Origin of the sequence: Microbacterium sp. LWH12-1.2 (genome assembly GCF_040675825.1) — a bacterium.
Classification (GTDB): Bacteria; Actinomycetota; Actinomycetes; order Actinomycetales; family Microbacteriaceae; genus Microbacterium.
Map to the genome: position 1 here is coordinate 2,644,030 of NZ_JBEGIJ010000001.1, position 15,175 is coordinate 2,659,204.

Annotated in this window: 17 protein-coding genes; 8 read left to right on the plus strand and 9 right to left on the minus strand. The window is 68.5% G+C overall.

Going from position 1 to position 15,175, the window contains the following annotated elements; translation table 11 throughout:
- Positions 1-6 precede the first annotated feature (6 nt).
- The 5 genes from MRBLWH12_RS12515 to MRBLWH12_RS12535 form a co-directional block, all read right to left on the minus strand.
- Positions 7-279 (minus strand): hypothetical protein, encoded by a 273-nt coding sequence (locus tag MRBLWH12_RS12515; RefSeq protein ID WP_341977196.1) that lies wholly within the window; start codon positions 277-279, stop codon positions 7-9.
- Complete coding sequence (locus MRBLWH12_RS12520) at positions 266-673, minus strand: phage holin family protein (protein WP_363549365.1); 408 nt, start codon at positions 671-673, stop codon at positions 266-268. Before MRBLWH12_RS12520 ends, MRBLWH12_RS12515 begins: the two co-directional genes overlap by 14 nt.
- 1 nt (position 674) lies before the next feature.
- Complete coding sequence (locus MRBLWH12_RS12525) at positions 675-1,079, minus strand: hypothetical protein (protein WP_341977193.1); 405 nt, start codon at positions 1,077-1,079, stop codon at positions 675-677.
- Between the two features lie 123 nt (positions 1,080-1,202).
- Positions 1,203-2,714 (minus strand): protoporphyrinogen/coproporphyrinogen oxidase, encoded by a 1,512-nt coding sequence (locus MRBLWH12_RS12530; RefSeq protein WP_363549367.1) that lies wholly within the window; start codon positions 2,712-2,714, stop codon positions 1,203-1,205.
- Positions 2,715-2,739: 25 nt separating this feature from the next.
- On the minus strand, positions 2,740-3,078 hold the full coding sequence (locus MRBLWH12_RS12535) for a metalloregulator ArsR/SmtB family transcription factor (RefSeq protein WP_363549369.1): 339 nt from the start codon (positions 3,076-3,078) through the stop codon (positions 2,740-2,742).
- A 66-nt stretch (positions 3,079-3,144) separates the two neighbouring features.
- Between MRBLWH12_RS12535 and MRBLWH12_RS12540 the strand changes: the two genes are divergently transcribed.
- A complete protein-coding gene (locus MRBLWH12_RS12540) occupies positions 3,145-4,056 on the plus strand; it encodes an NAD(P)H-binding protein (RefSeq protein WP_363549372.1) in 912 nt (303 codons plus the stop codon).
- Between the two features lie 5 nt (positions 4,057-4,061).
- Here the strand turns inward: MRBLWH12_RS12540 and hemE are convergent, their stop codons facing one another.
- On the minus strand, positions 4,062-5,084 hold the full coding sequence (gene hemE / locus MRBLWH12_RS12545; protein ID WP_363549374.1) for a uroporphyrinogen decarboxylase: 1,023 nt from the start codon (positions 5,082-5,084) through the stop codon (positions 4,062-4,064).
- 103 nt (positions 5,085-5,187) lie between these two features.
- Here hemE and MRBLWH12_RS12550 point away from each other — a divergent pair, with 103 nt between their 5' ends.
- The 4 genes from MRBLWH12_RS12550 to MRBLWH12_RS12565 are packed head-to-tail and all read left to right on the plus strand — an operon-like array spanning position 5,188 to position 8,021.
- On the plus strand, positions 5,188-6,483 hold the full coding sequence (locus MRBLWH12_RS12550) for a glutamyl-tRNA reductase (protein ID WP_363549376.1): 1,296 nt from the start codon (positions 5,188-5,190) through the stop codon (positions 6,481-6,483).
- A gap of 43 nt (positions 6,484-6,526) precedes the next feature.
- Positions 6,527-7,099 carry an HhH-GPD-type base excision DNA repair protein gene (locus tag MRBLWH12_RS12555; RefSeq protein WP_363549378.1) on the plus strand — a complete coding sequence of 191 codons (573 nt, stop codon included), beginning with the start codon at positions 6,527-6,529 and terminating at the stop codon, positions 7,097-7,099.
- A complete protein-coding gene (locus MRBLWH12_RS12560) occupies positions 7,096-7,521 on the plus strand; it encodes a DUF1801 domain-containing protein (protein ID WP_363549380.1) in 426 nt (141 codons plus the stop codon). Before MRBLWH12_RS12555 ends, MRBLWH12_RS12560 begins: the two co-directional genes overlap by 4 nt.
- 5 nt (positions 7,522-7,526) lie before the next feature.
- Positions 7,527-8,021 (plus strand): GNAT family N-acetyltransferase, encoded by a 495-nt coding sequence (locus tag MRBLWH12_RS12565; protein ID WP_363549383.1) that lies wholly within the window; start codon positions 7,527-7,529, stop codon positions 8,019-8,021.
- Positions 8,022-8,131: 110 nt separating this feature from the next.
- Here MRBLWH12_RS12565 and MRBLWH12_RS12570 read toward each other — a convergent pair whose 3' ends face one another.
- Entirely contained in the window at positions 8,132-9,277 is a 1,146-nt protein-coding gene (locus tag MRBLWH12_RS12570; protein ID WP_363549386.1) for an epoxide hydrolase family protein, read from the minus strand.
- A gap of 293 nt (positions 9,278-9,570) precedes the next feature.
- Here MRBLWH12_RS12570 and MRBLWH12_RS12575 point away from each other — a divergent pair, with 293 nt between their 5' ends.
- From MRBLWH12_RS12575 to MRBLWH12_RS12585, 3 genes are all read left to right on the plus strand, one after another.
- A complete protein-coding gene (locus MRBLWH12_RS12575) occupies positions 9,571-10,347 on the plus strand; it encodes an EamA family transporter (protein WP_363549389.1) in 777 nt (258 codons plus the stop codon).
- 65 nt (positions 10,348-10,412) lie between these two features.
- Entirely contained in the window at positions 10,413-11,381 is a 969-nt protein-coding gene (locus tag MRBLWH12_RS12580) for a helix-turn-helix transcriptional regulator (protein WP_363549391.1), read from the plus strand.
- A 41-nt stretch (positions 11,382-11,422) separates the two neighbouring features.
- The gene (locus MRBLWH12_RS12585) at positions 11,423-12,985 is read left to right on the plus strand and encodes a hypothetical protein (protein ID WP_363549393.1); all 1,563 of its coding nucleotides are present in this window, start codon (positions 11,423-11,425) and stop codon (positions 12,983-12,985) included.
- Positions 12,986-13,002: 17 nt separating this feature from the next.
- Here the strand turns inward: MRBLWH12_RS12585 and MRBLWH12_RS12590 are convergent, their stop codons facing one another.
- Both MRBLWH12_RS12590 and MRBLWH12_RS12595 read right to left on the minus strand, forming a co-directional pair.
- Positions 13,003-14,388, minus strand: a complete 1,386-nt coding sequence (locus MRBLWH12_RS12590) for a glycine--tRNA ligase (protein WP_341977172.1) — start codon at positions 14,386-14,388, stop codon at positions 13,003-13,005.
- A gap of 88 nt (positions 14,389-14,476) precedes the next feature.
- Positions 14,477-15,166, minus strand: coding sequence for a GNAT family N-acetyltransferase (locus MRBLWH12_RS12595; protein WP_363549396.1), 690 nt, complete (start codon positions 15,164-15,166; stop codon positions 14,477-14,479).
- Positions 15,167-15,175: the final 9 nt, after the last annotated feature.

Sequence of the window (15,175 nt, forward strand, 5' to 3'; positions counted from 1 at the left end):
GGACCCTCAGCGCGAGAGCGCCCTGGCGATCACCCAGATCGCACCGCCGACGGCTGCCGCGATACCGATCGTTGCAGCGATGGCGCCCACCGGATTGCGATCGGCGAACACCCGAGCCTTCGCCGCGGCGCGCTGTGAGGCCTTCTCGATCCGGCGAGGGAAGTTGCCCTTCACCTCGATCGCCGCGAGAGCCGCCTTGAGCTCGGCACGGGCCGAGGCGACGGGATCGACGATCCCCGCGGGCACGACGGTGCGGGGCGTGTTCTCAGATACGGTCATCGCCGGCGTCCTTCACGAGTCGGATGTCTTCAGCCACGGCCTGCGCGGGATTCTTGCGGGCAAGTACCTTGCGGAACTTCAGGATGCCCAGCAGCGCGAAGAGCAGGACCGCGAGCAGGAGGATGCCGAACACCGCCAGCGCCGAAAGCCAGACCGGCCACCAGGATGACAGTCCGGCGATCGCGAAGACGAGAATCACCGGAACCGCCCAGAACAGGAAGAACAACGCGACCAGGAACCAGACCGATCCGATTCCGGCGTCCTTGGCGGTGCGTGAGATCCACGCCTTCGCCGCGTCGACCTCCGCCTTCACCAGGTTGGTGACCAACTCGGGCAAGTCGCCGAGCAATGTCAGCAGGCTGTCATCAGCCCTGTCGCGCTTTCCTCGCAGCATCTCAGCTGCCGCTCTTCGCGGACCCTGAGCCTGTCGTGGAGTTCTTGGCTGCCGGCTTCTTGGCGGCCGGCTTCTTCACCTCGGCCTCGGTGTCCTCCGCTGCGCGGGCGACGTCTTCGACGGCATCCTTGCCGGTCGCGATCACCGAGTCGAGCTTCTGACCCGGGGTGCCGGATCCGCCCACGGACTGGACGACCTTGACGGCACCGTTCCACAGCGCGCCCGGAACGGCCGCGGCCTGAGACTTCGCGAAGGTCTTGACCTTGTCGACCTGGTCCTGCACAGGGTCGAGGTTCCACACCTTCAGCCACTGCTTCTTGATCTGCTCATAGCGCTCGCGCCCGGCGCGCGTACCGAGGACGTATCCGGCGCCGAGTCCGACGACGAGTCCGATCTTCCCCTTCATAGGGTGCTCCTCACGTTGTTCCGGTCGAGCCGCAGGCTTCGATCCCCGCCGGCCAGATACCAGCGTAACCCTGTATGCCGATTTCGGCATCAATTCTTGATGGGGGTTGACACACGCCGCCATTCAGTCCCAGATCAGGGCGCGGCGCAGCCGGTCGGCCTCGTCCTTGGCATCCGGGATGACCTGGGCGAGCCCCGTTCCGGCCACCCACGCCCCCACGACGGCGAGACCGGGGACCGCCCGCACTGCGGCACGCGCGGCAGCACGTCGGTCGCCCACTCCGATGATCGACGCCGGCTGCGACTGCACGAAGCGGGAGCGGTGCGCGGCGACGAGCGCGGTCCGCGGAATGGTCACACCGAGGAGCACGGATGCCTCGCTCAGCGCGAGCACCGCGGCAGCCTCGTCGTCCAGGGTGGCGGTCGTCGGCGGCTCGCCCTGCGCGCCGAAGGAGACCCGCACGAGGTGACGCACGCCTGCGGCCTCGCGCAGCCAGCCCCATTTCGCGGTCGAATGCGTGAGCGCCTTGGCCGTGTGACTGCCGGGAACCGTGAGCACGCCGGTGCCGCGCGGCGCGGCGTCGAGCGCCGGCGCGTCGAGCAGCAGGGTGACGATCTCGATCTCCGGCGCCGACGATGCCGCCGCCGAGGCGGCGAGTCCGGGCACGAGGGGATCGAGGAGCAGTCGTGCGACAGCCTCGTCGGTGGCGAGGATGACGGCGTCGGCCGCGATCTCCTCGGTCGGTGCCACCGCCTCAGCGAGTTCATCGTCGGTGGCGACGTCGGCTGTGTCATCCGGCTCCACATCTGCCTCGACCAGCCACGCCTCCCCCGCTCGGGAGACCGACCGCGCGCGCGCATTCGTGCGCACGATCGCGCCGAGACGCAGCAGCTCGGCTTCCAGCGCATCGACGAGCACCGACATGCCGCCCTCGATGCCCTCCACGGCAGCTCCCGGCGCCTTGGCCGCGCGTGCCGCGCCCTCGTCGCGCAGCACCTGCACCGCGCCTGCCAGTGAGCCGGCGCGGGTGAGAGCGGCGTTGAGCCCAGGAGCTGCGACGTCGACATCGACATCTTCGGGCGATGCGGAGTAGACCCCGGTGGTCACCGGGGCGACCAGTCGATCGCGCACCTTCGTGCCCATCCGAGACGACACGAGCCTGCCCAGGCTGTGCTGATGCCCGATCGTCAGCGGCGGACGCACGCGGTCGAGGTAGGCCCGCCAGGCGCCCGACCAGCCGATGATGCGGCGCACGTCGTCCTGGAACGGGTTCGCCGGGATGCCGAGAATGCCGCCGACGGGCAGCGGCGCGGCCCCCACGCCGGGGATACCGGCCAGCCAGGCCCCACCGGCGGCGGGTGCCACGATCCGATCCGCAAGACCGAGTTCGGTGAGCAGGCCGCGCACATGACCGCCCCGGGTGGCGAAGCTCTCCGCTCCGATGTCGACACGGACGCCGTCGAGGTCGGTCCGGCGGATCGCTCCGCCCAGAGCATCCGCGGCTTCCAGCACGGTGACCCGCATGCCGACCTTCACGCATTCGCGGGCGGCGATCAACCCGCCTATCCCCCCGCCGATCACGACGACGCGCGTCGCGGCGGCGCGGGCTGCGATTTCGGAAGGCTCTGAGGTCATGCCTTCGATTCTTCCACCGGGCAGGTCAGCCCTCGACCGCCGGGACATCGCGGCGGTCGGCGCCGCGCTTGCGCACCTCGCGCAGGACGATCTGCTCGGGGCAGACAGTGGAGAGGAAGTCGCCGACCGAGAGCGCGAGCCGCTCGCCGACGAGCGAATACAGGATGCGATTGGCATCACGGCGCTCGCTGACGAGGCCTGCCTGCTTCAGCACGCTCAGGTGACGAGAGATCGTCGGCCCGCTCGATGAGAACCGCGAGGCGATCTCTCCTGCAGCCAGTTCGCCGCTCTTGAGGTCCTGCAGAATCTGTCGCCTGGTCGGGTGCGCCAACGCGGCGAAGATGTCGGTCGCGCTATCTGCCATGTTTGCAATATAGCAGTCTTGCTAGATACTCTTTAGCTGCAACGCTAATAAGCGAAGGAGCATCACATGAGAGTCGCGATCACAGGCGGCACCGGATTCGTCGGCCGCCACCTCGCAGAACGTCTGACGACGGCGCAGGCCGTGACCATCTCGCGTCGCAACGGCGTGTCCATCAACGATGTCGATGCGCTAACGGCGGCGTTCCAAGGATGCGACGTCGTCGCGCACTGCGCCGGCATCAACCGGGAGATCGGCGACCAGACATTCCGCCGAGTGCACATCGACGGCACCCGCGCAGTCGTCGAGGCTGCCAGGCGAGCCGGCGTCCGGCGCATCGTCATGGTGAGCTTCCTTCGCGCACGCCCGGACTGCGGGTCCGGCTACCACGAGTCGAAATGGGCCGCCGAGGAGATCGTCCGCCACTCCGGAATCGACCACACGATCCTCAAGTCCGGAATGATCTACGGCCCAGGAGACCACATGGTCGACCACGTGACGCGTGCGGTGCGGACCCTGCCGTTCTTCGCGACCGTGGGCTACCGGGAGCGGACGGCCCGCCCTGTGCCGATCGATGATGCGGTCGACGTGCTGATGGCGGCCATCGAGGGCCGCATCCCGGACCCCACCGTCGCCGTGATGGGCGTCGATGAGATGACGCTCGGCGAGGCCATCCGTCGCATCGCCCGCGTCGCCGGGCGCCGCCCCGCATTCATCCCCGTTCCGGCGTGGACGATCCGCGTACTCGCTCAGCTGACCGAATGGGCGATGGTCGTACCGCTGGTCGCGAAGGCTCAGGCGAAGATGCTCGCCGAGGGGGTCAGCCAGCCGGAACCGTGGGTGCCGCAGCCACCGACGGACCTCCGTCCGTCACGGCCATTCAGCGACGAGCGCATCCGCGCCGCCCTCCCCGAGGGGCGCTTCGGCGCCGATGATCTGCGCGTCGTGCGCTGGTGGCGTCGGCGTCGCACCACCGCCTGACGGACTCAGCGCGAGTGCACCAGCTCGACGATGCGCGTGAGCTGATCGGGATCGGTCTCCGGCGGCACGCCGTGTCCGAGGTTGAGGATGTGCGCACGAGCGGCGCGACCGCGCTCGAGCACGTCGAGCACGTGCGCCTCCAGCACCGACCAAGGCGCGGAGAGGAGCGCGGGATCGATGTTGCCCTGCACGGTGACGTCGGGCCCGAGGATGGCCGCGGCCTCGTCGAGCGGTTGACGCCAGTCGACGCCGACACCGTCGGCGATGCCGCCGAGCCGCATGTCGCCGAGGAACGGCCCGGTGCCGACGCCGAAGTGGATCGTCGGGATGCCGATGCCGTCGAGGGCGGCGCGGGAGTGCGGTGCGACGAAGGTGCGGTAGTCGGCGGTGCTGAGGGAACCCGCCCAGGAGTCGAAGAGCTGCACGACGGATGCTCCGGCGTCGCGCTGCGCCTCGAGGAACGCCCGTGAGATCTGCGCCAGCCAGCCGGCCAGCTTGTCCCACGATGCGGGGTCGGCGTGCATCATCGCCCGGGCACGCATGTGCTCCTTCGATGGGCCGCCCTCGACGAGATAGGCGGCGAGGGTGAACGGCGCACCGGCGAAGCCGATCAGCGGAGTGTCGCCGAGCTCGGCGACCACGAGGCGCACGGCTTCGGCGATCGCGGTCGCGTCCAGCGAGGCGGGGTCGATCGCGGTGATCCGATCGACGTCGTCCGCGGTGCGGACCGGGTTGGCGAACACCGGACCGCGTCCCGGTTCGATGACCACGTCGACGCCGGCGAGGCGCAGCGGGATGACGATGTCACTGAAGAACACGGCCGCGTCCACTCCGTGCCGGCGAACCGGCTGCAGCGTGATCTCGGCGGCGAGGTCCGGCGTGAGGCAGGCGTCCAGCATCCGCGTCCCGACCCGCAGTTCCCGGTATTCGGGCAGCGACCGGCCCGCCTGGCGCATGAACCAGACCGGGGTCTGCGCGGGGCGATCACCGGCGAGGGCGCGCAGCAACGGCGCGTCGGAGAGAGGCATGGCACCATTCTCCCAGCCGGGCCTATGGGCGTGCTGAGGTGCATGCAAGTCTCCGGATATCGGCCCCGCCGACGCACTCGACGAGGGCCGGTACAATCGAACTGTGCTGCTCTGCGTCTCGGCGAGTCACAAGACCGCCTCCTTCGATCTGCTCGAACGTCTGAGCCGCACCCCCGATGACGTCGCTCCGACCCTGGTGAGCATGGCGCCGGTCGTGCAGGGTGCGGTCGTCCTGGCGACCTGCAACCGGTTCGAGGCCTACATCGAGATCGACGAGCCGGTCACCGCAGCCGGCGCCATCGGCGTCGAAGCCGTGCTCGAGGCCGTCGAGGCAACCACTGGCGTGGCCGCCAAGGACCTCGAGGGCGCGTACGCCGTGCATTCCGGCAGGCGCGTCGCCGAACACCTGTTCTCGGTCGCCGCCGGCCTCGAGTCCGTGGTCTCCGGCGAGGGCGAGATCGCCGGCCAGGTGCGTCGCGCGTTGAAGACGGCGCGCACGGACGGCACCACTTCGCCCGAGCTCGAACGACTCTTCCAGCGCGCGAGCCAGGCGCAGCGCAAGGTCAAGAACGTCACCGCGCTCGGCCGCGCCGGCCGTTCGCTGGTCCGACTCGCGCTCGAGCTCGCCGACAGCCGCATCGCCGACTGGTCCGCCGAGCGTGTGCTGCTCGTCGGCACCGGTGCCTACGCGGCCGTCACCCTCGCCACGCTCCGTGAGCGCGGCGCCGTGAACATCTCGGTCTTCTCGCCGTCCGGCCGCGAAGCGGCGTTCGCCGCGAAGCACGGCATCCGCCCGATCACCGCCGACGAATACGCGTACACCGCGTCGCGCTCGAGCCTGCTGATCACCTGCACCACGGCGACCGAGCCCGTCCTCGGACCGGAGCACCTGAGCGCTCCCCTCGGGATCGCGCCGGCGGGATGCCCGTTCGGCGATCACAACCGCCTCATCATCGACCTCGGCATGCCGCGCAACGTCGACCCCGCGGTCGCGCACCTCGCGGCAACGGCTCTCCTCGATCTGGAGACCATCCGGCTGCACGCACCTCTTGAGGAACTGCAGGCGACGGATGCCGCGCGCAGCGTCGTCCGCGATGCCGCCGACACCTTCCACGTCGTGGGTGCACGACAGAGCGTGACCCCCTCGATCGTCGCGTTGCGCACGCACATCTTCGGGCTCCTCGAGAACGAGATCGGGCGGGCCCGCGCCCGCGGCGACGAGGACGGACGCATCGAGCAGTCCCTGCGTCACCTCGCCGGCGTTCTCCTGCACGCACCGACCACGCGTGCGCATGAACTCGCCGCCACCGGTCGTGCCGACGACTTCGCAGCCGCCCTCGAGACGCTGTACGGGATCGCGCCCGAGGCAGACGCCGCCGCGGCATCCGAATCCGCCTGAAGCCCGCATCCCGCGGCATCCTCGTCGGTGCGAGACTGGTCGCATGGCCCTTCACATCACCGGAGACACCGCCGCCGACGCGCTCCTCACCGACAATCCGCTCGCGCTTCTGGTCGGGATGCTCCTCGACCAGCAGGTGCCGATGGAGACGGCATTCGCCGGACCTCTGAAGATCGAGCAGCGGACCGGGGCGGCCGACGCCGCCACGATCGCCCGGATGAACCCCGACGAGTTCCTCGAGGCGTTCAAGCAGACGCCGGCCGTGCATCGTTTCCCCGGTTCCATGGCCGCCCGCGTGCAGACACTCTGCCAGGAGCTCGTCGATCACTGGGGCGCTGACGCCGCCGCGCTGTGGACCGAGGGCGACCCGAGCGGCGCCGAGGTACTGAAGCGGCTCAAGACACTCCCCGGTTTCGGCGAGCAGAAGGCGAAGATCTTCCTCGCGCTGCTGGGCAAGCAGTACGGCTTCACCGGCGCGGGCTGGCGCGAGGCGGCCGCACCCTACGGCGAAGAAGGCTCATTCCGCAGCGTCGCAGACATCGTCTCGCCGGAGTCGCTCACGCAGGTGCGCGAGCACAAGAAGGCCATGAAGGCCGCAGCCAAGGCCGCAAAATGAAGCCGACCGGTGACGATGTCGCAGGTCTGATCGCGCGGTCGACGCCGGAGAAGCGCCGGCGGGATGCCGAGACGCTGACCGCCCTCATGCAGGAGGTCTCCGGCCGCGAGCCCGTGGTCTGGGGCACCATCATCGGCTTCGGATCGTGCCACTACCGTTACCCGACCGGCACCGAAGGCGACACCGGCCTGATCGGCTTCGCACCCCGCAAGGCTGCGACCACGGTGTACCTGCTCGACGGCGTGGATGCTCACGCGGCGGCGATCGCGAAGCTCGGCCCGCACACGGCCGGCGCCGGCTGCCTCTACATCAAAGACCTCGAGGAGATCGACCTCGATGTGCTCCGCGGCATCCTGGAGCGATCCCTCGCCTGGGCGGAATCCGGTGGCGCCGAGGGCATGCAGATCGAGGTGCGCAGCTGAGCGCCGTGACGGTGCGCGAGGCCACCGAGAACGACTGGCCGCAGATCTGGCCGATCTTCCGCGACATCGTCCGGGAGCAGACGACCTTCGCCTACGACCCCGGGATGAGCGAGGACGAAGCGCGCCGGACGTGGTTGCGCGGCGAGCCCGCCCGCACTGTTGTCGCCGTCGCGGACGACCAGGTGCTCGGAACGGCGAACATGTACCCGAATCGCGCAGGGCCCGGATCGCATGTGGCATCGGCGAGCTTCATGGTGGACTCCGCCGCACGAGGGCGCCGCGTGGGCCGCACCCTCGTGGAGGACATGATCGCCTGGGCCCGCCGCCGCGAATTCGTTGCGGTCCAGTTCAACGCCGTGGTCGAGACGAACACGGCCGCGGTCCAGTTGTACGAGAACCTCGGCTTCCGCACGATCGGCATCGCGCCGGGCGCGTTCCGGCATCCGTCCGAAGGCGATGTGGGCCTGCGGATCATGTGGCTCGATCTGCGCGAGAACTGACACCTGCAACCTGACACCGAGACCCCCGTCCAGCGCCGAGACCCCCTCGTACAGACGTCTGTACGAGGGGGTCTCGGCGGTATCAGGGGGTTTCGAACCGCGGTAAAGACTCAGCGCAGCCCGGCGAAGAACGCCCGGATGTCGCCGACGAGCACGTCGGGCCGCTCCAGTGCGGCGAAGTGCCCGCCCTCGTCGAAGCGGCTCCAGTGCACGATGTTCGAGTTGTCGCGCTCGGCGAAGACCCGGATCGTCTGGAAGTCGTCCTTGAAGACGGCCACACCGGTCGGCGCGGCGTTGATCTGCGGAGCAGCGTCCTCCCCGCCGTCAGCCCGAGCGTTCTCCAGGTAGCTGCGGCTCATGCCAGAGGCGGCGTTGGCGAACCAGTTCACGCTCACCTCGAGCAGGATCTTGTCGAGCGAGACCAGCGAGGTGCCGTTGCCGAAGTTGTTGAACAGCTCGCTGTAAGCGAGAAGCCCGATCGGCGAGTCGCTGATGCCGACCGACACGGTCTGCGGACGGGACGAGTTCATCGTGTTGTAGCCACCGACCGACTGGAACCACTGCATGTGCTCGAGACCGGCGTAGTCCGCCGGCTCCAGCTTCTCGAACTCGGCAGGGTCGCCGGAGGGGAACGAGAACAGCTGCATCACGTGCAGACCGAGGAAGCCTGCAGGGTTGAGCAGACCGAGCTCGCGGGCGACCATCGCGCCGTTGTCAGAGCCGTGGATGCCGTAGCTGTCGTAGCCGAGGCCGCGCATCAGCTCGTCGTACGCGGCGGCGACCCGTGCCGTGGTCCAGCCGGCAGAGGCGAGCGGCTGCGAGTAGCCGTAGCCCGGAGCATCCGGGATCACCACATCGAATGCGTCTTCTGCGCGGCCGCCGTGCGCCACCGGGTCGACGAGCTGGTCGATCATGTCGAGGTAGTCGATCGACGAACCCGGGTAGGTGTGCGCGAGCAGCAGCGGGGTCGCACCCTCGTGCGCCGAACGCACGTGGATGAAGTGGATGCTCTGACCGTCGATCTCGGTGGTGAAGTGCGGCACCGCGTTGATCCGTGCCTCGGCGGCGGCCCAGTCGAAGGAGCGCCACGCGTCGATGGCTTCGCGGAGGTACGAGTTCGGCGTGCCGGCATCCCAGTCGTCGACCGGCGACGGCTGGGGCAGGCGGGTACGGGCGAGTCGGTCCTGGAGGTCGGCGACCTCGGCAGCGGAGACGGAGACGGAGAAGGGGCGGAAGGTGAGGTTGGTGTTGTTCATGTCTACGACGATATGAGCCTAATAGGCGGGATATCTTCCTAATAGAAAAAAGAATCTCATCCGATTTCCGGATGCCGTCGAGCGTCCGAATCGGAGGGGGTGGTGACATGAGGCGCAGCCGTGCAGACTGGGGCGATGGCTTGGATGGATATCGACAGGACCATACGCGGCGCATGCCGACGTGATGACCCCTGACGCGGGAGGGCGGGCGGCTTGTCGACGCCGTCCCGCCGACAGCCCTTGTTCTGCTCGGCATCCTCAGCGTCCAGCTGGGGTCTGCCCTCGCTAAAGGGTTGTTCGAGACCGTAGGGAGCTTCGGCACCGTCGCCCTGCGGTTGTTCTTCGCGGCTATCGTGCTGGTCGTGCTGTGGCGCCCTCCTCTGCGCATGAATCGTCGCGCCTGGGCGATCGTGCTGGCGTACGGCGTGATCCTCGGCCTGATGAACCTGTTCTTCTATCTGGCCCTGAATCTCATACCGCTGGGAATCGCGGTGACCATCGAGTTCCTGGGGCCGCTCGCCGTCGCTCTCGCCGGTTCCAGACGATGGTCGGATGCCTTCTGGGCGCTCCTGGCGACCGGTGGTGTGGTGCTGCTCATGGGAGGGGTCGGCGACCTCGAGCTCGCCGGCGTGCTGTTCGCGCTGGGAGCGGGAGTGTGCTGGTCGCTCTACATTCTGGTCAGCGCGGCTCTGGGTCGTCACACCCACGAAGGCAACGGCCTCGCTCTCGGGGCGGTCGTCGCCGCGTGCGTGGCGTTTCCCGTCGGCGTCGCAGAGAGCGGGCTCGCCTTGATCCAGCCGTGGGTACTGGCGGCCGGAGTCGGGGTGGCGCTGTTGTCTTCGGTGATTCCGTCATCATTCGACCTGGAGGCCCTTCGACGGATGCCGCCTCGGGTCTTCGGCATCCTGATGAGTCTCGAGCCCGCGATGGCGGCGGTGATCGGCCTCGTGGTGCTGCAGGAGGCGCTGCTCTGGTCGCAATGGCTGGCTGTGGCGTGCGTCGTCATCGCCTCCATCGGCGCGGCGCGCAGGGCACGCCCGGCCGCCCCGAAGACATCGCCGGACGGATGACGTGGCGGATCGTGAGAGCGCCCGGTGGATACGCTCCTCTAGTACACGTTTCCCGGGAGGAAACCATGGCCGATCCGACCGCACGCCTGCTGGCACTGCTGTCCCTGCTGCAGGCCGGCCCTGAGCGCTCAGGGCGCGAACTGTCCGAGCGTCTCGGGGTCTCGACACGCACAGTGCGGCACGACATCGACCGGCTCCGCGAGTTGGGATATCCCGTCGACGCGACGCGCGGCGCGATCGGCGGATACCGCCTCGGCGCCGGCGGAAAGCTGCCCCCGCTGCTGCTCGATGACGAGGAAGCGGTCGCCGTCACCGTGGGACTCCGCGCCGCCGCCGGCATCGCCGGGGTCGCGGAGTCGGGCGCCAGGGCGCTCGCAAAGCTCGAGCAGGTACTGCCATCGCACCTGCGTCCGACGGTCGAGGCTCTCCGATCGAGCGTCGACCGCGCCCCGGAGAACAACGACACCGATGCTCCGGATCCCGAAGTCGATGCCGCAGTCCTGCAGGCCGTCGCGAACGCCATCCGCAACCAGGAATGGCTGCGCTTCGACTACGAGGGGCGGCCCGTACTGGTCGAGCCGTACCGGCTCCTCACCTGGCACCGGCGCTGGTACCTGGTGGCTCGCGACCCCCAGACCGGGGAATGGGGAACGCACCGAGTCGACTGGATGGAACTGCGGATGGCGACCCACCGCCGGTTCGAACCGCAACCACTCCCCGGTGGCGACTACACGGCGTTCGCCATGCGGACCATTGCCGTGAGCGGCTGGGTCGTGCACGCCCGCTTGCGCATCGACGCTCCAGCCCAGGCCGTGCTCGACCGGATCCACGCGGCAGTCGGAGTGGTGGAACCGATCGACGACGACCACTGCATCCTGGTCACCGGAGCCGACAGCCTCGACACGGTCGCCGCCTACATCGGGATGCTGATGATGGACTTCACCGTCGAGTCACCGGCCGAGCTGATTCCAAGGCTCCAGTTGTTGTCGGAGAGATACAGCCGCGCCGTGGCCGGCTCAGCGGGCACGACCTAGTATTTCGTTAGGCGATACCGGGGGAGGCCGAGATGCGCAGGATGATGACGTCCGCTGCGGTCGTGGCACTGGCGGTGGGGCTGCTGACCGGCTGCACCAGCGGGCCGAACCAGGAAGCGGCGAAAGCGGCGGCGGAGTACAGCGAAGAGCTCACCGCGTGGGCGGAAGAGCTCACGGCGGCTACGGCGAAGGCCAGGACCGGCACCAGCGAAGAGTGGGCCGCCCTGCCCGACGGAGTGGAGGAACTTCCGTTTGCGGAGGTCGGGATCGGCGAAGCCCTGAAGAACGTACCCGCGCTGAAAGAGTTCGACAAAGGGGCCGTGGAGAACACGCCGACATATCTCGCCGCCGCAGCCGTCGAGGAGCAGGTGGGGGTGATCGTCGAGGAGCTCGCCGGTTTGGAGCCGGAGTCGCTCCTGACGCTGCGCCTCGCTTCTTTCCACAGCTACTGGCCGCTGGCCGACCTCTACTACAACACCCTCGGCGGGCCCGCTGCCGACCGGGTCAACGCATCGACGGACTCCCTGGACTACGTGTCAGACGACCCGGCGAAGTACTACGAGATCAACAGAACGGCTGGCGCGGCGTTCGCCGAGGAACGGCTCGACCTCCTCGGCGTCGCGGTCACGGCCCTCGAAGGTGTGGCTCTGGGCGACGAGGAGACCAAGATCATCCCCGAGTCCGCGCTCGGAGTATCCGTCGGCGCGTTCATCCTCGATTGGCTGCACGAGGAGGAGGCGTTCCAGAAGGATGCTGTCGAGGAACTCGAATCGTGGAAGGCGATCGGAGACCCTTACAACTCGTACTGGAACTACGGCAATCTGAATTCGGTCTTCGAGGCACCGCTGCAGTACGCGTCCTCGCTCCGCCCGGCATTCGCCGCGCAGGTCGCCGACCTGTCCGCCACCCTGGCCGATGCGACGAAGGCCTCGCCGGCCCCGAGCACTCCCCCGGATCTCGCATCGATCGGCGATCCGTACCGGCAGGCGCTGATCGACGGGTACCTCCCCTGGGGCGACCCCGCCGAAACCCAGGAGCGCACCGCTGATCGGCTCTGGCTGCTGTGGCGCATCCGCGAACTCGAGAGCACGCCGGATGCCGCGTACGCACAGGCGCGCTCCGCCGTGCTCGAGGAGTTCAACCGCAGCATCGAGGAGGGCGAAGGCGAGGACTTCCGCCCCGGAGCGACCCGGATGCTGCTGGTCGTCGAGGAGTACACCGGTGCGTTCGAACCGGGGTTCGACGCCACCGAGAACGAACGGACGCTCGCGCTGCTGAAGGAGATCGTCGCCTACGGCGAGCGCATTCGCACCTATCCACTGCTCCCCGAGGTCGCCGCAGACTTTGATGCACTGCTCGCGCTCCTCGCCGAGGCGAACGAAGACGTCGCCGACGCCCTCGAGGCCAATCCGGACGAGGACGATCAGTACGACGCTCTCGCCGACCTCTCCGACGAATATGCGGACAAGATCTTCGAGACCGTCTCACCGTCGGCGGGGATGCTGGACGACGACGCCCAGGTGCAGGCGCTCATCGCCGATGCCGTCGCAGCGACGGCGCCGGGCGCGGCATCCGCCTCGCCGAGCCCTGCCCCCTCGCCCTGACCGGCGCGGGCGCCCGTTCAGGCGCCCTTGAGGCGTTCCGCGAGGTACTCGTGCAGGTCGTCGATCGAGATGCGCTCCTGCGCCATCGTGTCGCGGTCGCGCACGGTGACGGCCCGGTCATCGAGCGAGTCGAAGTCGACCGTGACGCAGAACGGCGTGCCGATCTCATCCTGACGACGGTAACGGCGTCCGATGGCACCCGCGTCATCGAAGTCGATCGCCCAGCGGCCACGGAGTCCGTCGGCGACCTCGCGGGCCAGCGGTGACAGCTTCTCGTTGCGCGACAACGGAAGCACGGCGACCTTCACCGGCGCGATCCGCGGGTCGAGCTTGAGCACCGTGCGGATGTCGGTGCCGCCCTTGGCGTTCGGCACCTCTTCCTCGCGGTAGGCGTCGACGAGGAACGCCATCATCGAGCGGGTGAGGCCGAACGACGGCTCGATCACGTACGGCGTGTAACGCTCGCCGGATGCCTGATCGAAGTACGACAGGCTCTGGCCCGACGCCTCGGCGTGGCTGGAGAGGTCGTAATCGGTGCGGTTGGCGACGCCCATCAGCTCGCCCCACTCCTTGCCGGGGAAGCCGAAGCGGTATTCGAAGTCGATCGTGCCGGCGGAGTAGTGCGCCCGCTCGTGCTCGGGGACGTCGAACTGGCGCATGTTCTCGGGGTTGATGCCGAGATCGATGAACCACGCCCAGCAGACCTCGACCCAGTGCTCGAACCACTCCTGCGCCTCGGCGGGCGGGGTGAAGTACTCGATCTCCATCTGCTCGAACTCGCGGGTGCGGAAGATGAAGTTGCCGGGGGTGATCTCGTTGCGGAAGGCCTTGCCGACCTGGCCGATGCCGAACGGCGGCTTCTTGCGGCTCGCGGTGAGCACGTTGGCGAAGTTCACGAAGATGCCCTGCGCCGTCTCGGGGCGCAGGAAGTACAGGCCCGATTCGTCGTCGACGACGCCGAGGTAGGTCTTCACCAGGCCGGAGAACGCCTTCGGCTCGGTGTACTGCCCCTTGTTGCCGCAGTTCGGGCAGGGGATGTCGGCGAGGCCGTTCTCGGCCTTGCGGCCCTTGCGTGCCTCGAAGTCCTCGATGAGGTTGTCGGCGCGGAAGCGCTTGTGGCAGCTGAGGCACTCCACGAGGGGGTCGGTGAAGGTCGCGACGTGACCGGATGCCTCCCACACGCGCTTGGGGAGGATGATCGAGGAGTCGAGGCCGACCATGTCACCGCGACCGCGGACGAAGGACTGCCACCACTGCCGGCGGATGTTCTCCTTGAGCTCGGTGCCGAGGGGGCCGTAGTCCCAGGCTGAACGCGAACCGCCGTAGATCTCACCCGCTTGGAACACGAACCCGCGGTGGCGGGCGAGGGCGATGACCTTGTCGAGGCGGGACTGTTCGGCCATGGTGGCTCCAATGGTCGGATGCTGCGGGGAAATACCCGTGATCACGGGCATCCCCGATTCTATCCGCGACAGCGGAAACGCAACGCCCTCACTCTGTGAACAGGTAACCGCGCTCGACGTCGAATCCGGCGATGCGCAGGCCACGGCCGAGCAGCTCCTCCATCTCGGAGCGCAGCCGCAGCCGCCACTCGTGGGCGGCATCCGGGTCGGTGGCACGCATGGATTCGACGTCTGCGGGGATCTCCAGTGTGGCGACGACGGTGTCGGGCGCCGGCGGCTTCGCGATGTCCGCCAGCCCCCACGCGACGTCGAGCCGGTCGCTCTCGTCTCCGGCGTCACCGCCACCGAAGATGCCGTAGCGGTTCACGGCGTAGCCAGTGACGCGGGCGCCGAGCACCGTCAGGAAGAAGTGCGCGTTGCGGGCGACGAGCGGATCGAACGTCCAGGTGATGCGGCCGACGTCGCGCGAGAAGGCCCACTGGCGCTGGTGCTCCTTGAGCTCGCGCCCCCAGCCTCGGCCGCGGTATTCCGGCAGCAGGGCCGTGATGTGCGAGTGCATCGCACGGTTGCCCGGTTCGCCGAAGAACGCGATCGATGCACCGACCATGCGCGCATCATCACCGTCACCGTCGAACAGTCCGACGACATAGTTGCCGGACTGCTGCAGCGCCCGCAGCGTGCCGGCGTCGATGACGCGCTCCCGGCCCCGGATGGAATCCAGCAGCCCTTGGGCGTCGATGATGAGTTCAACGGTGTCGAGATCGCGGATGGTTCGCACCCACCCAGG

Coding starts and splice junctions, on each gene's coding strand:
- MRBLWH12_RS12515 (WP_341977196.1), bottom strand. CDS start 279: ATGACCGTATCTGAGAACACGCCCCGCACCGTCGTGCCCGCGGGGATC.
- MRBLWH12_RS12520 (WP_363549365.1), bottom strand. CDS start 673: ATGCTGCGAGGAAAGCGCGACAGGGCTGATGACAGCCTGCTGACATTG.
- MRBLWH12_RS12525 (WP_341977193.1), bottom strand. CDS start 1,079: ATGAAGGGGAAGATCGGACTCGTCGTCGGACTCGGCGCCGGATACGTC.
- MRBLWH12_RS12530 (WP_363549367.1), bottom strand. CDS start 2,714: ATGACCTCAGAGCCTTCCGAAATCGCAGCCCGCGCCGCCGCGACGCGC.
- MRBLWH12_RS12535 (WP_363549369.1), bottom strand. CDS start 3,078: ATGGCAGATAGCGCGACCGACATCTTCGCCGCGTTGGCGCACCCGACC.
- MRBLWH12_RS12540 (WP_363549372.1), top strand. CDS start 3,145: ATGAGAGTCGCGATCACAGGCGGCACCGGATTCGTCGGCCGCCACCTC.
- hemE (WP_363549374.1), bottom strand. CDS start 5,084: ATGCCTCTCTCCGACGCGCCGTTGCTGCGCGCCCTCGCCGGTGATCGC.
- MRBLWH12_RS12555 (WP_363549378.1), top strand. CDS start 6,527: ATGGCCCTTCACATCACCGGAGACACCGCCGCCGACGCGCTCCTCACC.
- MRBLWH12_RS12560 (WP_363549380.1), top strand. CDS start 7,096: ATGAAGCCGACCGGTGACGATGTCGCAGGTCTGATCGCGCGGTCGACG.
- MRBLWH12_RS12570 (WP_363549386.1), bottom strand. CDS start 9,277: ATGAACAACACCAACCTCACCTTCCGCCCCTTCTCCGTCTCCGTCTCC.
- MRBLWH12_RS12580 (WP_363549391.1), top strand. CDS start 10,413: ATGGCCGATCCGACCGCACGCCTGCTGGCACTGCTGTCCCTGCTGCAG.
- MRBLWH12_RS12585 (WP_363549393.1), top strand. CDS start 11,423: ATGATGACGTCCGCTGCGGTCGTGGCACTGGCGGTGGGGCTGCTGACC.
- MRBLWH12_RS12590 (WP_341977172.1), bottom strand. CDS start 14,388: ATGGCCGAACAGTCCCGCCTCGACAAGGTCATCGCCCTCGCCCGCCAC.